Raw genomic sequence first — 23,119 nt, 5'->3', positions numbered from 1 at the left:
TCAAATCCATATATATCTTCAATTGTATCAGCTATATCTCTTTGGCTCATTCCTTTTGCATACATTGATAAAACCTTATCTTGTATACCAGATACATCTTTTGACCTTTTAGGTATCAATTTAGGTTCAAATGTAGCTTCTCTATCCCTTGGAACATTAATAGGAATAGAACCATTCGAAGTTTTAAGTACTTTTTTAGTATATCCATTTCTACGATTTGTTGTTTTCTTTTCTCTGTGATCATTATTTTCATAACCTAAGTGGTTATTCATTTCTCCTTTAAGCATAGCTTCAAACATAGGCCCAAAGATGTCCTTTAAAGCATTTTGCATATCTTCAACAGTAGTTGGATTATATTGTTCTAATATTTCATTTACAATCTTGTTTTGGGGTGTATCATTATTTTTTCTTGCCATAGTTTCTATTCTCATCCTTTTCATTCCTTTGTTTTTTTATTTTAACACACCCTGTATAATGAACAAAGTGCGTAAGCTTTTTTTTGTAACTTACACACTTTATTTTACACTCTCAGATACAACTAAAATATCTGGAACTTTTGTGATTTACTTCTATTTGTGCTCAACTGGAATTCTTAAAACTGTTTTTATTTTTTGCTTATATGTTTTTCTTGGATCCGATAAGTAAATTTCATGATGCCTTCTTATGCTTCCATTCTTACTAACTGTTGAAATCGCATTTCTTAAACTATTATTTTCAATATAATCTTCAATCTCATTAACCGTTTCAGGCTCATTATCAAAAGGTCCAATATGCATCATCTGCACGCATACACCTTCCTTTAACACTTGAAATCGTGATTTTGAAACATCTAACTGAGGTTTTTTCTTCAAAACTTCAGAGCATGCCCATTTAAAAACCTCATCTGTCACAAACTCTGGCTGTCTAATCATTGATGTCCAATGAAATTTGCTTTTATCATAAAAATCTATCTTACCCTCATCACACCACCATAAACCCTCAAGTGGTGGTACTACATATTCAAAATACCCTTCTATTTTATTTTGTCCTTTTTTACTCATTTTAATTGTATAGGATAATGCGTATAATAATTCTACAGCTTTACTATACTCTCCATTTTCCTCATTAGGATCGCCTTTTCCATCGATCATAATAAATTTCATTGCTGGCACATCAATTAAACTAGGTTTTGTCTTTGGCATATATAAATCTTTAAACTCTTTTTTATAATCTAATTTACTCTCCATGTTTTTGCCCTCCTACACTCCTACACTATAGGTACAATAATATGAGTTATATAATTATCTGGATTTCCTTTAAATATTTTTCCATGGCCCTTTTCATATATTTCTCTTGAAGGAGTACTGCATTTAAGCCCATGCTCTTTTGCATAATCAAATACAGCTTTATATGCCATATTTAAATTCTCATAAGTCCCCTTATGTGTAACACAAACTGCTCTTATCTTTGGAAGCTTTTTCACTTCAACTTCATTACTTTTAATCATCTTCGAAATAGGCACGCAAAGTTCTATATCAGCCTCTTCCTTGTACTCATCATCATAATAACAATTAAAAGGGCTTCCACTTGCATTTCCTTTAACTACACCATAAAGCCTTCCAATATACTTTGAAACATCACTGTACTTACCTTTAAATCTAACTGATGCCACCAGCACCTCTTCAATATTTTTAATTTCAACTTTATAATTCATACAATTAGCCTCTTTCCTTTCTGGGTTTATATAGAGGTTTATTTTTTTTATAAGTTCCTTTTCTTTTCTCATTTTTTCTTGTACAATTTTTTTCTTTTCCTCTAAAAAGTACGATAAATCATCCGGGCTTTCAAAATTTGATATTACATCTTTAATTTCAGCTATAGAAAATTCAAGTTCTCTAAGCACAATAATAAGCTGAGCTTTTTTAAAATCTTCCTCATCATAATATCTATAACCATTTTCTTCATTCCTATAGGATGGTTCTATTATATTTTCTTCATCATAATATCTTAAAGTTTTTACTGTTAAGCCCGTAATCTTAGAAAATTCACCTATCTTATACACCTAATCACCTCTACAAAAAATAGTATAAACTATACCCCGCACTGGAAAGTCAAGAGCCTATATAATAAAAGTACATATAAGTTTTAAATTACTAAAAGCTTTTAATCACACTTAATTATTGAATAGAGTACAGAGGACAGTGAAGGTAAATTTACCTTTCGTTCCACTTAGGTAAATCTTAGAACTTATATATTGTCAGCTTCGCTGAGCACCACACATGGTATAATTGCGCAAGCATTAAGTTTTAGATTTTTTGTAGCGATAGCGGAGAAAAATCATCCCACACTGTCCTCTGTACTCTGTCAATTGTACTCTAATTTAACAGAATAAATTTGGCATTAACAATTTCAACCATTAATGTTATCTATCTATATTAACGCTTTTATCTATAAAGTCCATTCCCTCAATTAAGTGTGAAACTACAATAAGTATTCCCTTAAATTCTCTTGTTCTTAAAATACTTAGCACTATTTCCCTGGTCTCTGCATCCACATTAGAAATAGGTTCATCTAAAATTATTACATCTTTATCACCCAGCATTGCCCTTATGAATGCTATAATCTGTGCCTGTCCTCCTGAAACTCCAGCAGTACTCTGACTTATTTCTGTATCTAAACCTTTTGGCATTTTATTTACATATTCATTTAAATTTAATTCTTGTATTACTTTCTCAGCATCATTTCGATTTTTCTCATTTTGTCCATATAATATATTTTCAAGTACAGTTCCTCTAAACAAAAATATATTTTGCGATACTATTCCAACCCTTTTTCTGAGACTTTCAGTATTAATTTCATTAATATCAAAATCGTTATAAAATATGCTTCCAGAACTTGCACTATAAAGACCCAAGAGAAGTTTAATAAGTGTTGATTTTCCAGAACCATTTTCACCTTTTATAAGAACTTTTTCGCCCTTCTTCATTTCAAAGTTTAGTGAATTGAAAACAGTTTTATTGTCATCATATTTAAAGCTTACATTTTTAAGTTCTATAGATTTTATTTCTTCATTTAAAATTTTATCTTTACCAAAGTTCTCGTCTTTCATGTCTAAAAGTTCATAAATTCTTTCTATGCTAAGGCACGCTGGCTTTATGGTTGTACCTATTGTAGCTATGCCCTGTGCACTAGCAAAAACTTTACCTATATATAATGAAAAAGAAGTATACAAACCTATTGTAAATTGTCCCTTTAAAATTAAAATTCCTGCAATGAGCAAAATAAGAAGAGATCCAAAATTACTTATGAGCTCTGTATTTTCCATAAAAAGAACCATTGATTTGCTCTGCTTTATGCTTACCTTTATAAGTTTATTTAACTTTTCCTTGAACTTAATAAGTTTACTTTTCTTACCATTAAGTACTTTAATAGTTTCAATTCCATTTATTATCTCATAAGATTCGCCATTTAAAAAAGCACTGGATTCCATCATAGCCATTGTATTTTTCATAAAATTTTCAGCTGATAACTTTGCCGAAAAGAAAAATACAGGTGCCAATAAAACTGCAGCAATAGCCAATTTATAATTTATTACAAACATAGTTACTACAGCAAGTCCCGCATCTACGATACTCAAAAATACACCAATAATTGATGGTGAAAAAATACTTCCAACAGAGCTGCACTCATTTATTCTGCTTTGAACATATCCTTTTTCCGTTTTTGCAAGATAACTCATAGGTAAATCCATAACCTTTTCCATAACAGAACATCTCATTTCATTTACCACTAAATTATTTATTTTTACAAAAATATATTTTGAAACAAAAGAAATGACATATCGAAAAACATATAAAAGTGCTATTATCCCTATATAAAAATAAAGTTCCTTAAAACTCTTTTTACCTAATAATACTTTGTCCATTAAATGTCCTATTATGTATGGAACTGGAGTTGATGCAACAGAGCTTAAAATCATTCCTATAATTCCAGCACTAAAAATCACCCAATACTTTTTGAAAAACGGCTTTAACTTAAAAATACTGCTAAGCTTACCCAAGTGAAACACCTCTTTTTTTAAGTTTCTTCAATTCATCCGTTATATTTTTAAACGCTTTTTCTTCTCTGATCAAATCAAATTCTGGTTTTTCTAAACGCTTTAATATAACTTCATATTGTAGAACTTATATTTAGTATATATTACTTCAACGTTTATTCCAACGGATATATAGTTAAATAAAAGTAATGAATTTAACTGCTGGTTAAAATTTATACTGTAAAGAGAATGTAATAAAAGTGTGAAAAACTATTCTTCACACTTTATAATAAGCTGCTATAACTTTAATTTTCTTATAAGCTCCTCACATTCATCAATATTCATTATTTTAGGCACAGGATAAGCTGGATTTCCTTCTTTAGTTGCCCTTTTAGCAATTACAGATATATCTTCCTCCTTTATTTCCTTGATGCCTAAAGGAATTTCCATATTTTTATTCATGTTCCTTATCTTCGATATAAATTTTAATGCTAAATTCTTTTCACCTTCATTTTTATTTCCTAGGTTTAAATAAATGGCTAATTCAGCTAATTTGCCATATGCTGTTTCTCCATAATACTCCAGCACCTTCGGAAGTATTATCGCATTAGCGAGACCATGAGCAACTCCATATAAACCACCAACAGCATGAGCTATTGCATGCACATATCCAACACTAGCTCTAGTAAAAGCCTGTCCTGCATAATTTGATGCAATAAGCATAGCATTACGCCCTTCAATGTTAGCGCCATCTATATATACATTTTCTAAATTATCTATGATCATCTTTGTTGCCTTTAAAGCCTTATCATTTGTAAACTCTGTCCCATCTTTACCAACGTAAGCTTCTACTGCATGAGTTAATGCATCCATTCCTGTTGCAGCTGTAAGATGAGGTGGAACACCAACAGTTAATTCTGGATCTAGTATAGAATAATCTGGCATAAGCTTCAAATCCGCAATCGCATACTTTTCATGTGTATTTGAATCCGTTACAACCGCCGCAACAGTGGCTTCTGAACCACTTCCTGCTGTAGTTGGAACTGCAAAAAGAGGTGGTATAGCCTTTTTTACCTTTAAAAATCCTCTTAAATCCTTAATCTGTAGATTATTATTAGCCGCCCTTGCTGCTACCACCTTAGCACAATCAATAGGAGAACCTCCTCCAATAGCTGCTATAGCCATGCAATTGTTGTCTTTATAAACTTTAAGACATTCCTCAATATTTTCTATGCTTGGATTAGGTTTTACATTATCATAAACTTCATAATATATATTATTTTTCTTCAATTTTTCAAAAAAGCTACTAAGCAACCCCGATTTCATTATAGTTTTACTCGCTATAATAAGAGCTCTACTTATACTCTGTTCTTTCATTATATCCGCTAATTTATTTACACTACCTGCACCAGATATTAATTTAGGTTCTTTAAATTTTATAAATTTCATTCCCACTCTAAACGCTGCTTGAAATGTCCTATAACCCGCTTTTTTTAATGTCCAAATCATATTTTCCCCTCCATTGCTTAAAATTAAATTTTTACAGAGTACAAAATATACCAATCTTTTCTATATCTTATATCTTATTTAAAATAACTGTCAAGCTTTATATAACATATCCTTTAATAAAAATAAGCTTACATCTTAAAATCAAGACATAAGCTATTTGGTTAAGATTATTATTAAGTTTCGTAAATCTATTTTATTCCTGTATTTGATAAAACTGTTCCAATTAATTTATCTATTGAAATTTCCTTATTGCCAAACATAGTTTTAACAGCATTTATTAATACACGAATATCATACTGTCCTTCATACACTGGAGTAACTTCTTTATCAAGTTTAAGCAACCCATAAACCGCCATCATTGCAGAACGAACAGAATATTCTACTGTAAATACACAGTCATTTGGCACCTCCGTAAATTGTCCAAGAAATGCCAAATTAGTAGAGCCTTTTGGAATAACATCAGGGCGATCACCTTTGCTTCTAGGCATAAATTGACTTGTAATGTATGGCATCATGCAAGAAATAACCTTTGAAGAAGCTAAAATTTTAGGTATTTCTCTTTCCAGTCCTATATGATACAGCAGTTCAGAAAATAATTCTTCTCCTGTACAATCGCACATTTTTTTCTTAACAAAATCCCCCACATTATCAGGGAACAATCCATATGCCCAAAGTACTTGAACATTATTAGGCTGATTCTTAAAATGAGGCTGTTTAAATGTAGTGAAAGACATTAACCAACTTGAATCCTTAATAGTTACAACACCTCCCATTCCTGGAGCATCACCTGTTAACTTTAATATATGATCAAATACTGTGGTATTATCTGTGATTGTCATTGTGAAAGACATCCACTTAGATTTATCAATATTACCTGCGAAAACTTCTGGATGTCCAAAATCCGGACTCTTTTTTGCAAGCTTCTCCCAAAGAGACCAGCACCCTCTTTCTTTTCCATTTCGGTTAAGAATAGCTGGTTTATGAGTACTTCCAAATGTTGAATTTTCAGTCATAGAGCCATTTGTTACAAATACAAGATCATTTGCTGTAGTTTCAATGATTTCTTCTTTTTCATTTCTTTTCACATAAATACGCTCTACAGTTTTTTCAGAATCAGTAACTTTAATATCCAAATCTGTTACCTGGGTTTCATATTCCATAATAACTCCTTGATTTTCTAACCATGTAACTAGTGGTAAGATCATAGAATCATATTGATTGTATTCTGTGTGAAGAATACCTGTAAGCTGGTTCATTCCTCCAATCAAATGCATAAATCTAACCATATACCTTTTGACCTCTAGAACACTATGCCAAGTTTCAAAAGCAAACATTGTACGCCAAAAATACCAAAAATTTGTTTCAAAAAATTCAGGTTTAAACCACTGCTCACAAGTAACCCCATTAAGTTTACCATCGTTTACAAGTAAAAGTTTATTTAGTGACATTATATCCTCAAAACTTAAACCTAAAGTTGAAAAATCAGCTTTATGTCCACATTTTTCGATTAAACGGCAATGAGATTTTATAGGCTCTTCAATATTTAACTGTCTAAATTCATCAAGAACAGTCCTAATTGGATTTTTTAAGGAAGGTATGAAACCATATAAATAATACAAACATTCCATACGTGATTCTAATTCTCTACCACCACGAACAATATATCCATCTTCTGCATTGCCTGCACCATCCATGCTTCCACCAATCACCTGTTTTTCTTCCAAAATGTGTATATTTCTGCCTGGAATATGTCCATCTCTAATTAAAAATGCTGCAGCTGCAAGAGAACCAATTCCTCCACCTACTAGATAAGCTTTTTTCTTTTCAATACCTTTTTGTGGAACAGTATTAATTCTTTCATAGTTTTTCATACAAATACTTCCTTTCTAAACTATATTAATATTTTGTTTTGCTAATATTAATATAGTTTAGAATGTATATACCTTTCAATTTACATAAAACACCTTTTGTAAAAAAACTTTACAAAAGGTGTTAATTGTACAAATTATAATTTTCTCTCTCCATATTTTTCTAAGGCTTTTTTTACATTGCCGTCCATTAAATCTGCTGTATTTTCAACAATATCAATAGGATTTTCCTTCATCCCCTCTTCCATCCATTTAATTACAATGGCAATAAACGCAGGTGTATAAAAATCTACAATAAATTTTTTATTCATTTCGCTAACCCGCATATCTACAGCTATTTCATCAACTATATTTTTCAAATAGATTGCCGTATTTGAAAAAAGAAATCTCTCAAGATGATCTCGTCCAATTGAATGCAGTGTGTTCATACAAAATTCCTTGTTTTTTTCTATATATCTAAATACCTCAAGATATGCTCTTTTCCAAGTATTATAGTTTATTTCTTTTTTTCCGTATTCAACCGCTTCATTGCTGTATATCCACCCCAATAATTCATACGCATCCTTAAAATGATAGTAAAATGCTTGCCTCGTTAATCCACATCCATCCACAATATTTTGTATTGAAATTTTGTTAAACGGTACTTTTTTCATTTGCTTTTTTAAAGATTCAGCTATTAATTGCTTGGTTATATCTGAATATATCATAGCATCTCTCCTTTATCCTTAATTGTGACATATAGATATATACAATTAATATTAATTAATTTATTTTTTATAGACATTTATTATATTCTACAAACACTCACACATTCCTTTGAGCACAGTTGCTATATATTAAAATATGCAATTATTATTTTACATTTATATACATTAAATAAAAATAATGCTATAATACACTTATTTAAGGAGATGATAAAATGAAAAAAAGTATTAAAAAATTTTTAATTGCATTACTCTTTATTACAAGCATATTTTTATATATACCAAACAATTGTTTAGCAAAAGCAGTTGATAGTAATTCTGGCAGTAACTATCCTATAGTAATGGTTCATGGCCTCTTTGGTTGGGGAAACGATGAACTTTTTGGAGAAAATTATTGGGGTGGTTTTGAAAGCTTGAAAAGCATCTTACAAAGCAAGGGATATACTGTGTATACTCCAACTATAGGTTCTGTATCTAGCAATTGGGATAGAGCCTGTGAACTGTATGCCTATTTAAAAGGTGGCACAGTAGATTATGGAGAAGCTCATTCGAACAAATACGGTCATGCGAGATACGGAAGAACTTTTCCAGGTGTATATCCTAACTGGGGCACACTTTCTAAGTCAAATCAAATTGAAAAAGTGCATTTAATCGGTCACAGTATGGGTGGACAAACTATAAGGGTATTAACTCAATTACTAGAGAATGGTGATAAGGATGAAATAGCTATAACTCCTAAAGAAAGTATAAGTCCGCTTTTTACAGGAGGAAAACACTGGGTAAGCAGTATCACAACAATTGCAACTCCACATGACGGCAGTCAAGAAGCATATAAAAATTATACTCTAGAGCCTGCATTTCATGATTTTTTTGCAGCTATGGCAGCACAAGGTGGCATAACTAATTCGGACAACCCTTGCTTGGATTTAAAACTAGATCAATGGGGACTTAAAAAGCAAGCTAATGAATCTTATGAGGCTTATTATAGTAGAGTATTTTCAAGCAATATATGGAAAAACACCAAAGATTTAAGCATATGGGATTTGAAACCCGAAGGTGCTAAAGAATTAAATACGTGGGTAAAAGCTCAAAGCGATGTTTATTACTTTTCAATAAGCTGCCAGGATACTCATAAAAATTTATTAACAGGGTATCAAATCCCAAATATAAATATGAATCCTCTTCTTTTACAAAGTTCTTACTTTATGGGATCATTTACAAATAATAAAACTGGAGAGGTTGCAATTGATTCTTCATGGTGGGCCAATGATGGAATAGTAAGCGTAACATCCGCAATAAGTCCTAAAGTTGGTTCAACAGATAAAGTAATTGATTACAATGGTACCCCTCAAAGAGGAGTTTGGAATTACCTTGGGAAAATAAATAACATAGATCACATTTCAGTAGTTGCCTTTAGAAATAATTTAGATAAAGCTTACTTAGAAAATAAATATATTAATTTAGCTAAAATGCTGTACAATCTTCCTCAATAATAAAAAAGGCGAAGTAACAATGCTTCGTCGCATTAAAAAAATTCTATAAATCTAAAGTGGTGATTCTAAGCGAGTGCTTGCTTGAGGTATAGAAGGATAATTGGCAAAGCCCAAACCTCGTGCATGTTTACTCGCTGAAAAAATGCTCAAACAGATTGAAATATCTAAGTATTTTATGATTTTTAAGTTAAGATTTATTAGGATTTTTTTAAACTGTTCCTTCAGCATTGTTACTTCGCTCCCACGGTAATACAATGGAAAAATTCCTCCGTACCTACGGAATTTTAGGTGCAAATCTATGTAATCAATTAAATTTCTATAATACGCTATCCAAACATTGTAATTTACTATATTAATTCATGTGTTTTTAAATATTCTACTGACTTTTTAAGCGCATCTATAGTTTTTGTTTCAATAACGCATCTACACCCATTATCTTTAGCAACTTTAAGTCTCTCTGGTAAATTTATTTCCCCAGTACCCAAAACTAAATGATTTTTTTCTCCTTTTGCATCATGAATATGCATATGTATTAATCTATTGCTGTTCTTAAGTATAAATTTCATATCTTTATACTTAGATGCATGTTCATGCCCAATATCCCATGTTAATGCAAACACATCACTTTCAAGTATCAATTCTATTCCATCAACCATAAAGCCTTTATATCCATCTGTATTTTCAATGCAAATTTTAATGTTACTATATCCAACTTCCTTAGTACAAATATCTCTAAATTTCTTTAAAGCAGCCAAATATCTTTCTTTATATTCATCAAACAAATATACTTTTTTATCTGGCAGTGTAAAATGAACTCCTTCTGCCATATGCATATTTAAAACTGGTATTTCTAATTCTTTTGCAAGCTTTATTGACTCAACTACCGTATTAACATAAGCCTTAGCAACTTTGCTGTTAAAATCACAAATATTAATATTCTCATCTAAATGTAGAGTAAAAAATATTTGTTCCTCTTCCTTTAATTCCTTTAGTAAATCTTTGTTTATAAAATCGATTTGATATTGTGGAAGATTCATATTGATCTCCACGAAAGACAAATTTAACTTTTTGCATAGCTTAACTGTATCCACAATATCCTTACATTCAATTAATGTTGGCATACCAAAAACTATATTATTTTTCACTATAAAAGTCTCCTTAAAACTTTAACATTAAAAGTTAATTGCTTTTATTATCAATAATATTTTTCATTAATGTTACAAATAAATATATGCACCCTAAATTTGCTATTAAAAAAATACCTATTTGTATTAAGCTTACCGCAACCCCAGAAAGCATCATATTGATCATCATAACTGTAATTGTTGTAAGCATTGAAAATCCTTTAACAATCATTATAGATGATATTAAATAACCATAATTGTTTTTCTTAATAAGAAGAATACCAGATAAAATAGCAAATGGAACAACAAATCCTAAATCCATTCCCTGAATAACTAACGTAGTATAATGGTCTAGACCTGATGGTGCTGCCCCCATCTTCAACGCTTGGGCTATCTTGCCAAGCCACATCATTCCTATTGCTGCACCTATAAATATTTCAAAACCTCCTATTAGTTTTGTTGGCAACTTATCATTAAAATTATTCTTAATATTCCCTATATCAATCTCCATAATTGACATTATAAAAGCAAACAAGCTACAAGACATTATTATGACATAAACTAAAAAAAGATAATTAAAGTTCCAAAGGAAAGTATATGACATATACGTATAAAGAAAATATCCTAAGGTTCCTGTAAGCAGTAGTTTTCCCCTTAAACCTTTTCTTCTAAGAACAAACATAGAAATTACAAGCATTGGAATTCCCACTAGGACGGTTACTAAATCCTGTGCTTTTCCTTGGGCTACAGCTGAAATAGAATCATTTTTATATATACCTCTTCCATAGATTGTGACCTTTTCTCCATAAATAGAAATTATACTATGCTGCCCAATCCCTCCCTGAGAAAATATGCCTATAAATGATGAAATAGCTGATAAAATAATTATTATTGCTAGTAAAACCTTTAAGTATTTTTTCAATTTCACAAATGCCATCTCCTATACTTAGCTTTTATCTCATTAAACAACGTTTAATATATTTACACTGTTAATTTTATCATCATAACTAAATACAGGCAACAATTTTAATACAAAACAATGCAGAGAATCTTAAATCCTCTGCTACCGTACTCTCAACATCATTTAAATTCCTAATAGGTTTATTTATTCTCCAAATGCTGCCCTCACCGTATCATCTTTCATTATATCATTTTCTCCACGTTTTTTTATGATTGATATCGCTTCTCCCATTTCTTCAATCATCCAAAGTAAAGAGCTTTAACCATTTTTTACAGAAAGAGCAGTCCACTTTCCTTTGTATTTTTCTTACAATTCCTCTTGCATAGACATAATTTCTGATAATTTTAAATCTGACATATTTACACCTTACTTTAATAAATTTTACCTCTATACTCAGCTGTTCTCAATTCCCTTACATATGCTTGTAAATCTGGCATATTACTTTGAGCTGCTATATTAACTGCTTTTTCAATATCATATGGAACTCTCACTAAAGTTATAGAAAGTGCTGAATTTTCTTTATTCCCATACTTACCTTCAATAATCGCATAGGAGGATTGAGTTATTTCTAATGGATTGCCTACGCTCCCTGTATTAAACAGTGTTTTTCCATTAAAGTTATCTATGTATGCCCCATGAATATCGCCATAACCAACCACATTAGCTTCCATGTTTCCTCCTCTAGGATCTTTAAAAAGTGTTTCTTTTTCATCATAGTTTGCTGAAGATTGAACACGGTGAAACACATCATCTGGCGCTGCATGACATAATCTAACAAGCCTGCCGCTCATAAAAAATTCTACATACATTGGAAGATCTTTTAAATAATCCAATCTTTCTTGTCCTAATTTTTTTCGATGCCACAGTATAGCCTTGTTATCATCGCATTCTGTCATAAAATAATCCCAGTTTCCCTTAACAACAATTTCACAGTTTTCCTTTATCATATCTACTGCTATATCTGAATCTGGTCCTTTTCCTGCTATATCACCTAAACATATTATTCTTGTTATACCTCTATCTTTAATGTCTGATAAAACAGCTTTTAAAGCTGGTATGTTTCCGTGGATATCGGATATTACTGCTAACTTATCCATTATTGATACCTCTTTTCTTAAATCATTATGTTCTACATTATATAATTTATAACATTTATTATACTACTGTATTAGTATAAATATCTTATTTTTACCAATAATAAAAAAGTACAGAATAAAATTCTATACTGTCTTTTTAAAAATATATGTTACAAAAAATCCCCTCTCATCTTCATTTTCAATGTATCTTACTAGTTCAAATGAACTATGCAAACTTTCAAAATCCTCTGGCTTTATTAAATCTTCCTCTTTAATTTTAGAATCAACCTTGTGCTTATGTCCAAAACCACATACAAATAAAATTCCACCTTCAGATATATGATTTTCTAGCTCTTTAATGTTATCCAAGCTTAATCTGTAATGATTGATTACAATATTGTCAAATACTTGTAAAGCTTTAAAAGCATCCTCGGCAGTCAAATCAACTTGTTTTGTATAAATCTTTAAGTTCCTTCTTGCTGCAAAATGTTCAAGCTTTTCAAGTGCTTTAATGCTAAAATCAATTCCTGTTACTTCAAAACCCTTTTCAAGAAGAAATATTGAATTTCTTCCATCACCACAAGCCACATCAAGAACTGATCCATTTTTTAAATATTTAATATTTTCTACTAATGATCCTTCAGGACTCAAAATTTTATCACCTCGACTTAAAAATTTATCATCCCAGTACTGCTTATCTCCAATATAATTCATCTTACAAAATTCCTCTCCTAACAACTAAAAAAGCTCTGAACCTTAACGGTTATCAGAGCTGCATATGTCATATTATAGTAAACTTACATATTTATCTACAAATTCATCTGCTTCTTTATAATTTTTTTCTCCTGGGACAAATTTAAATCTTAATCCCTCATCAGTTGTTTTGAACTTTAATGATTTAAGTCTATCCATCATCATAGGAACACCTTCACCACTCCAGCCATATGAGCCAAATGCTGCTGCTGCTTTACCCCTATTTGTTATAGGGCAAATAAGTGAAAGAACATCCCAAACAGGTTTTACTGCATCTTGATTTATTGTAGGAGAACCTATTAAAACACCATCAGCATTTGAAATTGCATTTACAACTTCATCCAGTTTCATCTTTGTTATTTCATGTGCCTCAGCCTTTACGCCCTTTTTATTTATCTCTTCAGCTAAGTAATTTGCCATTTTACCTGTGTTACCATAAGCTGTTATATAAAGCACTTGAACATTCTTTTCTTTAGAGGCTTCTGGTTGTGCCCATTCTCTATAGAGCTGTACACTTTTTTCTACATCGTCTACATGTATAGGACCATGACTAGGAGCTGCAACATCTATATCAAGATTTTTGATTTTATCTAGTCCCATAATGACGAACTTCTTAAAAGGTCCCATTATTACATCAAAATAATATTTCATTTCTGGAAGATAGCCTTCCCTATCCTTATCCATTACAGAACCTTTAGGACAATAATGGCATCCCATTACATCGCATGTAAAAAGTATCTTTTTATTTTCCAAGTAAGTAAACATAGTATCTGGCCAATGCAAGTTAGGTGCAGAAATAAATTTAAGCGTATTCCTACCTAAATTAAGTTCTTTAAGTCCTACTGCATCAATGCTCTCAAAATCTCCATTAACTATTTCTTTTAAATATGTTATTGCTGCCTTTGAAGCCACAATTTTAGCTTCTGGATAATCTTTGATAAGTCTAAAAATAGAACCGCTGTGGTCAAGTTCTGTATGTTGAACTATAATATAATCAACTTTCCTATCTCCAATTACGCTTTTTATATTCCTTGAAAATTCATCATAAAATCCATCTTTTACACTATCAATTACTGCAACTTTTTCATCATCAATAAGGTAAGAATTATATGTTGAGCCTTTTTTCGTTTCCATTATTATATCAAAAACCCTTAGCTTTTCATCTTTTACACCAACAAAGTAAACATCATCTTTAATTTTTTCTACTCCCATATTATTACCTCCAAACCAATTTCTATCTTATGTTAATATTATAACATACTAAAGCAAAAAATCAATAGTTATAGATAATCATTATCCATTAATAATTATTATTTTATCAATTTAGACTTTTTTCCATTGTAAAATACATACTCAAAATGAAGTGCCCTAGTGAGAACCACATATAATATTTTTTTATCTAGTTCACTATCAGTATAATCACTATCACTACAATTATAAACTATAATACAGTCAAATTCCAACCCTTTCGTCATATATGATGGTATTACTACTCTAGTCAAATCATAATTTTTTTCATTGTCACGAATAAGTTTCCAATCATATTTTCCGTATCTTCTTAAATAGTCCTTTATTTTTTTACACTCTGCATGATTTTTTCCAACAACTGCTATTGTCTTTTTACCAGCCTTTTCAATGTAATCTACTATATCGTCAACTTTTTCACAAAATTCCTTATTACATTTAAATTCAACAACTTCGGGAGCTTTTCCGTGTCTTAAAACTGGCTTTGCAGGTTTTAACCCATTACTCTGTTTCTTTAAAACTTCATTTGCAAAATTTATGATTTCAACGGTAGAACGATAGCTTTGGGTTAGCGCTGTATATTTAAAGTTTTCCTTAAATATGTGACTATTTAAATCCTTCCAGTTATCTATTCCCTTATAAAAATATATTCCCTGTCCTAAATCACCTACTATTGTAAATGAATCATTTAAGCTTAATTTTCTAAGTGCTGAAAATTGAAAAATACTGTAGTCCTGAGCTTCATCAATAACTATGTGCTTATATATATTTTTATCATTTATCTGCTCTATACTAAATTTTATATAAAGCATAATGGCGAGATCATCTGCATCAATTATGCCATTTTCAGTATTTGAATTAAATTCATCAATCATATATTGTAAAAGCTTTGAAGGTATTTTATCTCCTACACCTTCCTTTATTACTTCTTGACTATTAAAAAACTCTCCGAAAAGTTTTTCCGTATCTGTGTGCTTCCAGTTTTCAAAGTACTGATCCATGCTTTTTCTCGAAAGATGAGTTATGTTTTTCTTTCTAAGGTCTCTTTCATCATAAAGCTGTATTAGCTTTTTTCTTCTCTCGATTCCATCCTCCATAGTTTTTTTAATTCTAGCAATATTATACTCATAATTAAAAGATATTTTTTCACATATATTAATTATCTTATCGTTTATCTTAAGCTCAAAGTACCTTTTTATTTCATCCTTTCTCTTGTCTATAGGAAGGTGTGCCATATCACCTACAAAGAGCCTTTTAATTTCTTTTTTATTAAATAGTACATAATTTTCAACCTTTATATCTTCTATTTCAGAATCTTTCTTCTCAATATACTTCAAATATTCATCTATTATTTCCTTAAACAATACAGAACCCTTTAAATTACTTGAAGTTATTATATATTTTCTTCTCTTATCATCACTTTCTTCAAGAACATCTGCGAGCTTTTTATCTTTTGTATACACTTTTCCTTTTAAGTTAAGAAGCTTTAATGCCATGTCTTCAAAGGTAACCTGTTTTACCTTATTAGCCCCAAGTCCCGGAAGCACATCTGAAATATAATCAAGAAAAAGTCTGTTTGGCGCAACTACAAGAACATCTTTTCCAGAAATACTCTTGCTGTACTTATAAAGAAGATATGCAAGCCTATGAAGTGCTATTGTAGTCTTTCCTGATCCCGCAGATCCTTGAACCACAAGAGCAATATTTCTATCACTTCTTATAATATCATTTTGTTCTTTTTGAATAGTAGCAACTATATCCTTTAGCTTTCCACTTATATTTTCCTCAAGATTTATTCTTAAGAACTCATCGGTTAAAGCATTTTCTTCATTTTCTGCTGACTTTAAAATTATCTCATTTATACCTTCATCAAAAGCATCTTTAAGTTTTGAATCTTTTATAATAAACTTTCTTTTAAGATACAATTCGCCGTCAACATATCCATTTGGAATTTTATAAGTAACTTCTCCCTGAGTTCCACTGTAATAAATATCAGCTATAGGTGCTCTCCAATCTATAACCTTTTCCTCACCATTTGTGTTATCACCAAGTCCAAATTTTCCTATATAATAACTTTCTATATTAACGCTTCTTTTTTCTCTAAAATCTATTCTTGCAAAATACGGAATTGGCTTTGCGTCTAAATATTTTCCTAAATTTTTATGAGTTATATCATAAAGTTTTTCAGATATTTCAAGTTCTTCATTGTATCTACCTTTTGATTGTTTTTTTAAATCCGCAATTTTATCCTCAAGCTCTTTATCATTTTCTTTTGCTATTTCAATTTGGTTATCAATCCAATTTTCAGCTTCATCCAATTTTTTGCTTTCTGATTCAAATTCACTTTTTTCTATTGCCACACAATACACTCCTTTTAATAGGGCATCGTATCTAAGCTTAACTTATACATGTTTAAGTCATTATGAGACATATATAAGTTAATAGTTGAGCCGATAACCCTAATCCAAACTGAATAAGTTGATACACTATTCTTAAATATAAATATTATAAGTTAATAAGTCAACACCTATATAAATAAAAATACTTTTTACTATTTACACTTAGTTATTACTAATGTATACTAGTGTATATACATTAGTAAATGGAGGGGTAATAAATGAAAACTAATATTAAAAAATTGACTTTTTCAGCTCTTTTAACAGCACTTGCAATAGTAATTCCTGTAGTATTTGGTGGATTCTTAAGGATTACAATTCCACCATTTTCAGCAACTTTAGCTTCACATGTTCCTATGTTTATAGCGATGTTAATTTCTCCAGAGGTTGCCATAATAGTTGGAATAGGCTCTGCTTTCGGATTTTTAATTACGGCAACACCAGTTATAGCAGCGAGAGCTTTAACACATGCAGCCGTAGGCTTTGTTGGAGCAATTCTCATAAGACGCGGTGTTTCCTTTAGAAAAACAATTGCATTAACTGCTCCTGTACATGCTATATTAGAAGCACTTATAGTAATTCCATTCGGCTTTACAGCTTATAATGCCATAATTGTTGTTGGTATTGGCACTATTCTACATCACTTTGCAGATGGTGTAATATCCTCAATATTCGCAAGTTCAATAGAAAAGGCTTTAAAAATGGATTTCAAAAAAATAGCAGCTTAAAACTATATATTTTAGAAAGTAGATGTATCTATGATTGAAAATTTGGAAGATAAAATACTTGAACTTAAGTCTAAAAGAAATGCTATAATATTATCTCACTACTATCAAAGTCAAGAGATTCAGGAAATGGCTGATTTTATAGGAGATTCATATGAATTAAGCAAAATTGCCAAAAAAAATTCAGCAGATGTAATAGTTCTTTGCGGAGTAAAATTTATGGCAGAAAGTGCAAAAATTCTTTCACCAGATAAAAAAGTAATTCTCCCAGCTATAAATGCTGGGTGTCCTATGGCCGATATGGCAAATGCTAATGGCTTAAAAAAATTAAAAAGCGAACATAAAAATGCAAAGGTCGTCTGTTATATAAATTCATCGGTAGAGGTAAAAGCATTGTCTGATGCTTGCTGTACCTCTTCTAATGCTGTAAAAATTGTAAAAAACATTGATTCAAAGGATATCATATTCCTTCCAGATAAAAATCTTGGCTCTTATGTCAAAGAACAAGTGCCTGATAAAAATATCATACTCTGGAATGGATTTTGTAGAGTTCACGATATGGTTAAACCAGAGGATATAATTGAAGTACAAAAACTAAAGAAAAATTTAAAAGTTCTGGTTCATCCAGAATGCTCCTATGACGTAAGATGTCTTGCAGATTTTATTGGAAGTACTGCTGCTATGATAAAATACGTAAACAAGGACAAAGATACCTTTGAGTATTTAATTGTAACAGAAACAGGAATAATGTATAAAATGAGAGAAACAAATCCAGACAAAAAATTTTACACGTTAAATAAAATGATTTGTGTAAATATGAAGGCCACGAAACTAGAAGATATATATTTTAGTTTAAAGAATATGACCAATGAAATAAATATTGAAGAAAACGTAAGAAAAAAAGCTTTTGACGCTTTAAACAATATGCTTATACTTGGGAGATGATTTTTGTGGACATGTATTCTGATGTCCTCATTATTGGGACAGGCATTGCTGGACTTTACTCCGCTCTTAATATTTCAAGTAATCTTAATATAATAATTTTATCAAAATCAGAAGCCTACGAATGTGATACCTATTTAGCTCAGGGTGGAATTTCCACGGCATTAAATGAAGAAGATAAAAAATCATTTGTACTTGATACCTTAAAAGCAGGTCACTTTAAAAACAATAAAAAATCTGTTCAAATACTTGCAGATGAATCCATAGAAAGCATATCAAACTTATCAAAATTAGGAGTTGAATTTGATATTAAAAACAACGATTTTGATTATACAAGAGAGGGTGCACACAGTGTAAATAGAATAGTTCACAGCACTGACAAAACTGGTAAAGCTGTTTTTGATACACTTTACTCTAATGTAATAAAGAAAAAAAATATAAATTTGATTGAAAACACCTGTATATTCAATTTAATAACCGAAAACAATCAATGTTTCGGTGCTATAGGAATACACAATAATAAAATATACAATTTTCATTCAAAAATTACTATTTTGGCTAGCGGAGGCATCGGAGGAATATTTAAAAATTCTACTAATCAAAAAACACTTACGGCAGATGGGATTTCAATTGCTGTAAGAAATCATATAGAGCTTAAAGATATAAATTACATTCAATTTCACCCAACTGCATTGTATGAAAAAAAGCCACTAAACAGAAACTTTTTAATATCAGAATCGGTTAGAGGAGAAGGGGCAAAGCTTTTAAATATAAATAATAAAAGGTTTGTAAACGAACTTCTTCCAAGAGATGTTGTAGCTAATGCAATATATAATGAGGAACTTAAAAGCAAAAGCAATTATGTTTACCTTGATTTGTCTTCAATGGATGGTAATTTCATAAGAAAAAGATTTCCTCTAATATATAAAGGCTGCATGGAAAGAGGACTAGATATAACAAAAGAAAAAATACCTGTAACACCAGTTCAGCATTACTTTATGGGTGGAATTAAAGTTAACCTTAATGGAAGAACCTCAATGAAGAATCTTTATGCTGCAGGAGAAATTAGCAATACAGGAGTTCATGGTGCAAATAGACTTGCAAGCAATTCTCTTCTTGAAGGGCTTGTATTTTCAAAGAGAGCTGCTATAAATATAAATAATACAATTTTAAATATAACACTAAAATGTATTAAAACAAACCTCACCTTTGAAACTGCTTTAAACGAAATACAAAAAAATAAACAAATTGCAATAGAAACTTTTCAAACTGCTTTAGGAGGTAAAAAAGATGAATTGGTCACTATATGATAATTTTATAAAAAATGCACTAGACGAAGATGGAGCCTATAATGATATTACAGTAAATTCAATTATTCCTCCTAACTCTAAAAGCGTAGTAGATATAATTTCAAAAGATAATGGAATTATAGCAGGTATAGAGTTATTTAAAAGGGTATTTTTTATACTAGGAAATGCTGAAGCCACTTTTAGGATAAAAGATGGAGACAGAGTAAAAAATGGCGAAATTATAGGATACATTAAAGGCAGCACTTGTACAATACTTTCAGGCGAAAGAACAGCACTTAATCTTCTTCAAAAACTTAGTGGTATAGCAACAACTACCAACGAGCTTTGCACTGTTATAAAGGACACTGGAGTCAAAATTGTTGATACTAGAAAAACCACTCCTGGAATGAGGCTCATGGAAAAATATGCAGTTAAAGTTGGAGGAGGATTTAATCATAGGTTTGGACTATCTGATGGTATATTAATAAAAGATAATCATATATCTGCTGCTGGAAGCATAACAAAAGCTATAGAACTAACAAGAAAAAATGCTCCCTTTGTAAGAAAAATAGAAGTTGAAACGGAATCAATTTCTCAGGTTAAAGAAGCTTTAAAAGCTGGTGCTGATATAATAATGCTGGATAACATGAATACAGAGGAGATAAAAAAATCAGTTGAAATTATAAATAAGAAAGCAATAATTGAAGTGTCCGGCAACATAAACTTTGAAACCATAAAGACTAAAGCACTAAAAGGAGTGAATTACATATCTTCCGGTATGATAACTCACTCCTCTAAAAATCTAGATTTAAGTATGAAAAATTTAAGAAATTTAAATTAAAATAATATATAATTACTTCCAAAAATTTTTAAATCTTCACTTATGTATTTTGTCATATCAACACAAAACTTTTCAAAATGCATATTTTTATCGTATTCATTTTTCTCTTTAAGTATATCTTTTATTTGGCTTTCTTCATCTTTTTTATTGTATCTATTTAAAAAAGGAGGAAGCCAACTTTTTTTATTAAATTTCAAATAATCATATTTAATTATTTCTTTAAGAATATTATTGTCTTCTCTTAAAACTTCATCGCTAAACTCAATAAAAGCTTTATAATATCCGCTTGAAGAAACATTTCTATTCAAATATCCTTTTCTATAAAAGAATTCTCCAAGTTCGTGATAAAATTCAAATGGCGTTTCAAACTTAGGCACCATATAATTCAATATATTGGAAAACTTTGCACTATTGTAATATTTGTCAACTACAGCTTCTACCCTCTTTAAAAGCATTATTTCATCAAATGAAACATCTTTTGTTCTTAGAATTTCATATGGAGGGTAAGGGGAATATGCCATTCCCCAACTTTCTGCCTCAGCCCTCATAGGTGAACCCTTTAAAAGTTTTAAAAATCCAAGTTGAAGTTCTTCTGGTTTAACTGAATAAACATCGTTAAAAGATTTTTTAAAAGATACTAAATTCTCACCAGGAAGACCAGCAATTAAATCTAAATGCTGCTTTATATTTTTAGACCCTTGAATACAAAGTACTTTTTTCTTTATGTCTTCAAATTCAACATACCTGTTTACATTCTTTAAAACCTCATCATTTGTACTTTGAACTCCAACCTCTAACTGAAATCTGCCTTTTGGTGCTTTATTAAGCACTTCCAAGCATTCATCCGTTAATATATCTGCTGAAATTTCAAAATGAAACAAGGTGTCAGTATCCATGCTGGCTAAATATTTCCACAACTCTACTGTAAGCTTTGGATTAGCATTAAAAGTTCTGTCCACAAACTTGACAAGTTTTACTTTTTTATCAGATAAGAATTTAAGCTCTTTTTTTGCTCTTTCTAATTCTAAAAACCTTACCCCCCTGATAGTTGAGGATAGACAGTACTTACAATTAAATGGGCAACCTCGCGAAAATTCATAATATACTATTTTATTTGAAAGGTCATCATCTGCACTATATGGAAATACTACTGAATCCATATCCATAAGCTCTCTTGCCCCTCCATATAGTATTTGACCATCTATATCTTTACTATAAAGCCCTTTTATAGTGCAATCCTTTCTTTTGAAGCCATTTTTTAGTTTCCATAGAAAAAATTCATGAAGAGTTTCTTCTCCTTCTCCTTCTATAACAAAATCGCCTGCACTCTCCAAAAGAAAATTGTGACTATCATAAGAAACCTCAGGACCACCATATAATATCTGTATGTTTGTATTTACACTTTTAATCAAATTACTGAGCTTCTCTACATATTCTATGTTCCATATATAACATGAAAATGCAACCAAATCAGGCTTTTCATCCATAATAGAAACAAAAACTCTTTCAAGTCTGTCATTAATTGAAAATTCCTTTATACTTATATCAAGGTCAATGTCTTTTGTATATGCCTTTAAATATCTTACTGCCAAATTACTGTGTATATATTGTGAGTTAACCGCAGTAAGCAGCACTTTCTCCATTCATATTACTTCCCTTCTTTTGTGCTTTAATATAATATATATTATTAGAGCGTTTTAATTCTTGTATTTCAAAGTATGGTTTCATCATACCACATATTTTATCACATGAATTATCTGAAAGTATATTAAAATCATTTATCTCTATTTCCTTAACTTTTACATCAGGAAGTGCAACTTTAAATTTACCTCGAAATGTTCTAAAAACAGTCTTATCAATATCCCATAAGTACATAATACCATCATCTTTCATAAAATCATACATGTCTTTAAAAAATTTCTTTTTTGCACTGTCTAAAGTTATGTCCTTAAGTGCAAAAAATGCTACACAGCTGTCATATGCATTTTTCCCAATGTATTTTTTCTCATCTTTTCCTTCTACATAATCAATATCAATTGCTTCATCATTTTTTTTGCATAAATCATATATTATGCCATAGTTTTTCAGTCCAACATCTAGGACATTCCCCTTAAAAATTTCCCTCTCAAAATTAATAAATACCTTTTCCATAATACACCTTCCCCTAAATGTATTTTA

The 23,119-nt window shown here is 30.5% G+C and carries 20 protein-coding genes; 5 read left to right on the top strand and 15 right to left on the bottom strand.

What is annotated here, in order from left to right; translation table 11 throughout:
• The 7 genes from LQK79_RS07555 to LQK79_RS07525 all read right to left on the bottom strand — a co-directional run.
• Nucleotides 1-416 (bottom strand): transposase (locus LQK79_RS07555; RefSeq protein WP_231016120.1); only part of this gene is annotated, 416 nt, incomplete at its 3' end.
• A 153-nt stretch (nucleotides 417-569) separates the two neighbouring features.
• Nucleotides 570-1,226: a GyrI-like domain-containing protein gene (locus LQK79_RS07550; protein ID WP_231016116.1), complete on the bottom strand. Its 657-nt coding sequence runs from the start codon at nucleotides 1,224-1,226 to the stop codon at nucleotides 570-572.
• A 20-nt stretch (nucleotides 1,227-1,246) separates the two neighbouring features.
• Nucleotides 1,247-2,041 carry a MerR family transcriptional regulator gene (locus LQK79_RS21040; protein ID WP_231016115.1) on the bottom strand — a complete coding sequence of 265 codons (795 nt, stop codon included), beginning with the start codon at nucleotides 2,039-2,041 and terminating at the stop codon, nucleotides 1,247-1,249.
• A 360-nt stretch (nucleotides 2,042-2,401) separates the two neighbouring features.
• Nucleotides 2,402-4,039, bottom strand: coding sequence for an ABC transporter ATP-binding protein (locus LQK79_RS07540; protein ID WP_231016114.1), 1,638 nt, complete (start codon nucleotides 4,037-4,039; stop codon nucleotides 2,402-2,404).
• Nucleotides 4,040-4,312: 273 nt separating this feature from the next.
• Entirely contained in the window at nucleotides 4,313-5,524 is a 1,212-nt protein-coding gene (locus LQK79_RS07535) for an iron-containing alcohol dehydrogenase (protein ID WP_231016113.1), read from the bottom strand.
• A gap of 188 nt (nucleotides 5,525-5,712) precedes the next feature.
• Nucleotides 5,713-7,395, bottom strand: coding sequence for an oleate hydratase (locus LQK79_RS07530; protein ID WP_231016112.1), 1,683 nt, complete (start codon nucleotides 7,393-7,395; stop codon nucleotides 5,713-5,715).
• A 134-nt stretch (nucleotides 7,396-7,529) separates the two neighbouring features.
• On the bottom strand, nucleotides 7,530-8,099 hold the full coding sequence (locus LQK79_RS07525; RefSeq protein WP_231016111.1) for a TetR/AcrR family transcriptional regulator C-terminal domain-containing protein: 570 nt from the start codon (nucleotides 8,097-8,099) through the stop codon (nucleotides 7,530-7,532).
• A gap of 212 nt (nucleotides 8,100-8,311) precedes the next feature.
• Between LQK79_RS07525 and LQK79_RS07520 the strand changes: the two genes are divergently transcribed.
• Nucleotides 8,312-9,589, top strand: coding sequence for an esterase/lipase family protein (locus tag LQK79_RS07520; protein ID WP_231016110.1), 1,278 nt, complete (start codon nucleotides 8,312-8,314; stop codon nucleotides 9,587-9,589).
• A gap of 347 nt (nucleotides 9,590-9,936) precedes the next feature.
• Here the strand turns inward: LQK79_RS07520 and LQK79_RS07515 are convergent, their stop codons facing one another.
• From LQK79_RS07515 to helD, 6 genes are all read right to left on the bottom strand, one after another.
• A complete protein-coding gene (locus LQK79_RS07515) occupies nucleotides 9,937-10,734 on the bottom strand; it encodes a sugar phosphate isomerase/epimerase family protein (protein ID WP_231016109.1) in 798 nt (265 codons plus the stop codon).
• Between the two features lie 34 nt (nucleotides 10,735-10,768).
• Nucleotides 10,769-11,641 carry a hypothetical protein gene (locus LQK79_RS07510; protein WP_231016108.1) on the bottom strand — a complete coding sequence of 291 codons (873 nt, stop codon included), beginning with the start codon at nucleotides 11,639-11,641 and terminating at the stop codon, nucleotides 10,769-10,771.
• 404 nt (nucleotides 11,642-12,045) lie between these two features.
• On the bottom strand, nucleotides 12,046-12,771 hold the full coding sequence (locus tag LQK79_RS07505; protein WP_231016107.1) for a metallophosphoesterase family protein: 726 nt from the start codon (nucleotides 12,769-12,771) through the stop codon (nucleotides 12,046-12,048).
• 123 nt (nucleotides 12,772-12,894) lie between these two features.
• Nucleotides 12,895-13,464, bottom strand: a complete 570-nt coding sequence (locus LQK79_RS07500) for a class I SAM-dependent methyltransferase (RefSeq protein WP_231016106.1) — start codon at nucleotides 13,462-13,464, stop codon at nucleotides 12,895-12,897.
• 72 nt (nucleotides 13,465-13,536) lie between these two features.
• Entirely contained in the window at nucleotides 13,537-14,715 is a 1,179-nt protein-coding gene (locus LQK79_RS07495; protein ID WP_231016105.1) for an FprA family A-type flavoprotein, read from the bottom strand.
• Between the two features lie 98 nt (nucleotides 14,716-14,813).
• Complete coding sequence (gene helD / locus LQK79_RS07490) at nucleotides 14,814-17,108, bottom strand: RNA polymerase recycling motor HelD (protein WP_231016104.1); 2,295 nt, start codon at nucleotides 17,106-17,108, stop codon at nucleotides 14,814-14,816.
• Between the two features lie 257 nt (nucleotides 17,109-17,365).
• On the opposite strand from helD, the gene LQK79_RS07485 reads away from it, so the two are divergent.
• Genes LQK79_RS07485 through nadC form a run of 4 tightly spaced genes read left to right on the top strand, consistent with a single transcriptional unit; the run spans nucleotide 17,366 to nucleotide 20,941 of the window.
• Nucleotides 17,366-17,872 carry an ECF transporter S component gene (locus tag LQK79_RS07485; protein ID WP_231016103.1) on the top strand — a complete coding sequence of 169 codons (507 nt, stop codon included), beginning with the start codon at nucleotides 17,366-17,368 and terminating at the stop codon, nucleotides 17,870-17,872.
• 30 nt (nucleotides 17,873-17,902) lie between these two features.
• Nucleotides 17,903-18,814, top strand: coding sequence for a quinolinate synthase NadA (gene nadA, locus LQK79_RS07480; protein ID WP_231016102.1), 912 nt, complete (start codon nucleotides 17,903-17,905; stop codon nucleotides 18,812-18,814).
• A 5-nt stretch (nucleotides 18,815-18,819) separates the two neighbouring features.
• Nucleotides 18,820-20,121 (top strand): L-aspartate oxidase, encoded by a 1,302-nt coding sequence (locus LQK79_RS07475; RefSeq protein WP_231016101.1) that lies wholly within the window; start codon nucleotides 18,820-18,822, stop codon nucleotides 20,119-20,121.
• Nucleotides 20,102-20,941: a carboxylating nicotinate-nucleotide diphosphorylase gene (gene nadC, locus LQK79_RS07470; RefSeq protein ID WP_231016100.1), complete on the top strand. Its 840-nt coding sequence runs from the start codon at nucleotides 20,102-20,104 to the stop codon at nucleotides 20,939-20,941. The genes LQK79_RS07475 and nadC overlap by 20 nt, the downstream gene beginning before the upstream one ends.
• Here nadC and LQK79_RS07465 read toward each other — a convergent pair.
• On the bottom strand, nucleotides 20,938-22,584 hold the full coding sequence (locus LQK79_RS07465; protein WP_231016099.1) for a B12-binding domain-containing radical SAM protein: 1,647 nt from the start codon (nucleotides 22,582-22,584) through the stop codon (nucleotides 20,938-20,940). The two genes, nadC and LQK79_RS07465, sit on opposite strands and share 4 nt — an antisense overlap.
• The gene (locus LQK79_RS07460; RefSeq protein ID WP_231016098.1) at nucleotides 22,556-23,092 is read right to left on the bottom strand and encodes a hypothetical protein; all 537 of its coding nucleotides are present in this window, start codon (nucleotides 23,090-23,092) and stop codon (nucleotides 22,556-22,558) included. The genes LQK79_RS07465 and LQK79_RS07460 overlap by 29 nt, the downstream gene beginning before the upstream one ends.
• Between the last annotated feature and the right edge of the window lie 27 nt (nucleotides 23,093-23,119).

The organism is Clostridium guangxiense (assembly GCF_021043395.1).
GTDB classification, from domain to species: domain Bacteria; phylum Bacillota; class Clostridia; order Clostridiales; family Clostridiaceae; genus Clostridium_S; species Clostridium_S guangxiense.
This window is presented reverse-complemented; position numbering and strand designations above follow the sequence as displayed.

Coding starts and splice junctions, on each gene's coding strand:
- LQK79_RS07460 (WP_231016098.1), bottom strand. CDS start 23,092: ATGGAAAAGGTATTTATTAATTTTGAGAGGGAAATTTTTAAGGGGAAT.
- nadA (WP_231016102.1), top strand. CDS start 17,903: ATGATTGAAAATTTGGAAGATAAAATACTTGAACTTAAGTCTAAAAGA.
- LQK79_RS07525 (WP_231016111.1), bottom strand. CDS start 8,099: ATGATATATTCAGATATAACCAAGCAATTAATAGCTGAATCTTTAAAA.
- LQK79_RS07485 (WP_231016103.1), top strand. CDS start 17,366: ATGAAAACTAATATTAAAAAATTGACTTTTTCAGCTCTTTTAACAGCA.
- LQK79_RS07530 (WP_231016112.1), bottom strand. CDS start 7,395: ATGAAAAACTATGAAAGAATTAATACTGTTCCACAAAAAGGTATTGAA.
- nadC (WP_231016100.1), top strand. CDS start 20,102: ATGAATTGGTCACTATATGATAATTTTATAAAAAATGCACTAGACGAA.
- LQK79_RS07520 (WP_231016110.1), top strand. CDS start 8,312: ATGAAAAAAAGTATTAAAAAATTTTTAATTGCATTACTCTTTATTACA.
- LQK79_RS07495 (WP_231016105.1), bottom strand. CDS start 14,715: ATGGGAGTAGAAAAAATTAAAGATGATGTTTACTTTGTTGGTGTAAAA.
- LQK79_RS07465 (WP_231016099.1), bottom strand. CDS start 22,584: ATGGAGAAAGTGCTGCTTACTGCGGTTAACTCACAATATATACACAGT.
- LQK79_RS07550 (WP_231016116.1), bottom strand. CDS start 1,226: ATGGAGAGTAAATTAGATTATAAAAAAGAGTTTAAAGATTTATATATG.
- LQK79_RS07500 (WP_231016106.1), bottom strand. CDS start 13,464: ATGAATTATATTGGAGATAAGCAGTACTGGGATGATAAATTTTTAAGT.
- LQK79_RS07505 (WP_231016107.1), bottom strand. CDS start 12,771: ATGGATAAGTTAGCAGTAATATCCGATATCCACGGAAACATACCAGCT.
- LQK79_RS07535 (WP_231016113.1), bottom strand. CDS start 5,524: ATGATTTGGACATTAAAAAAAGCGGGTTATAGGACATTTCAAGCAGCG.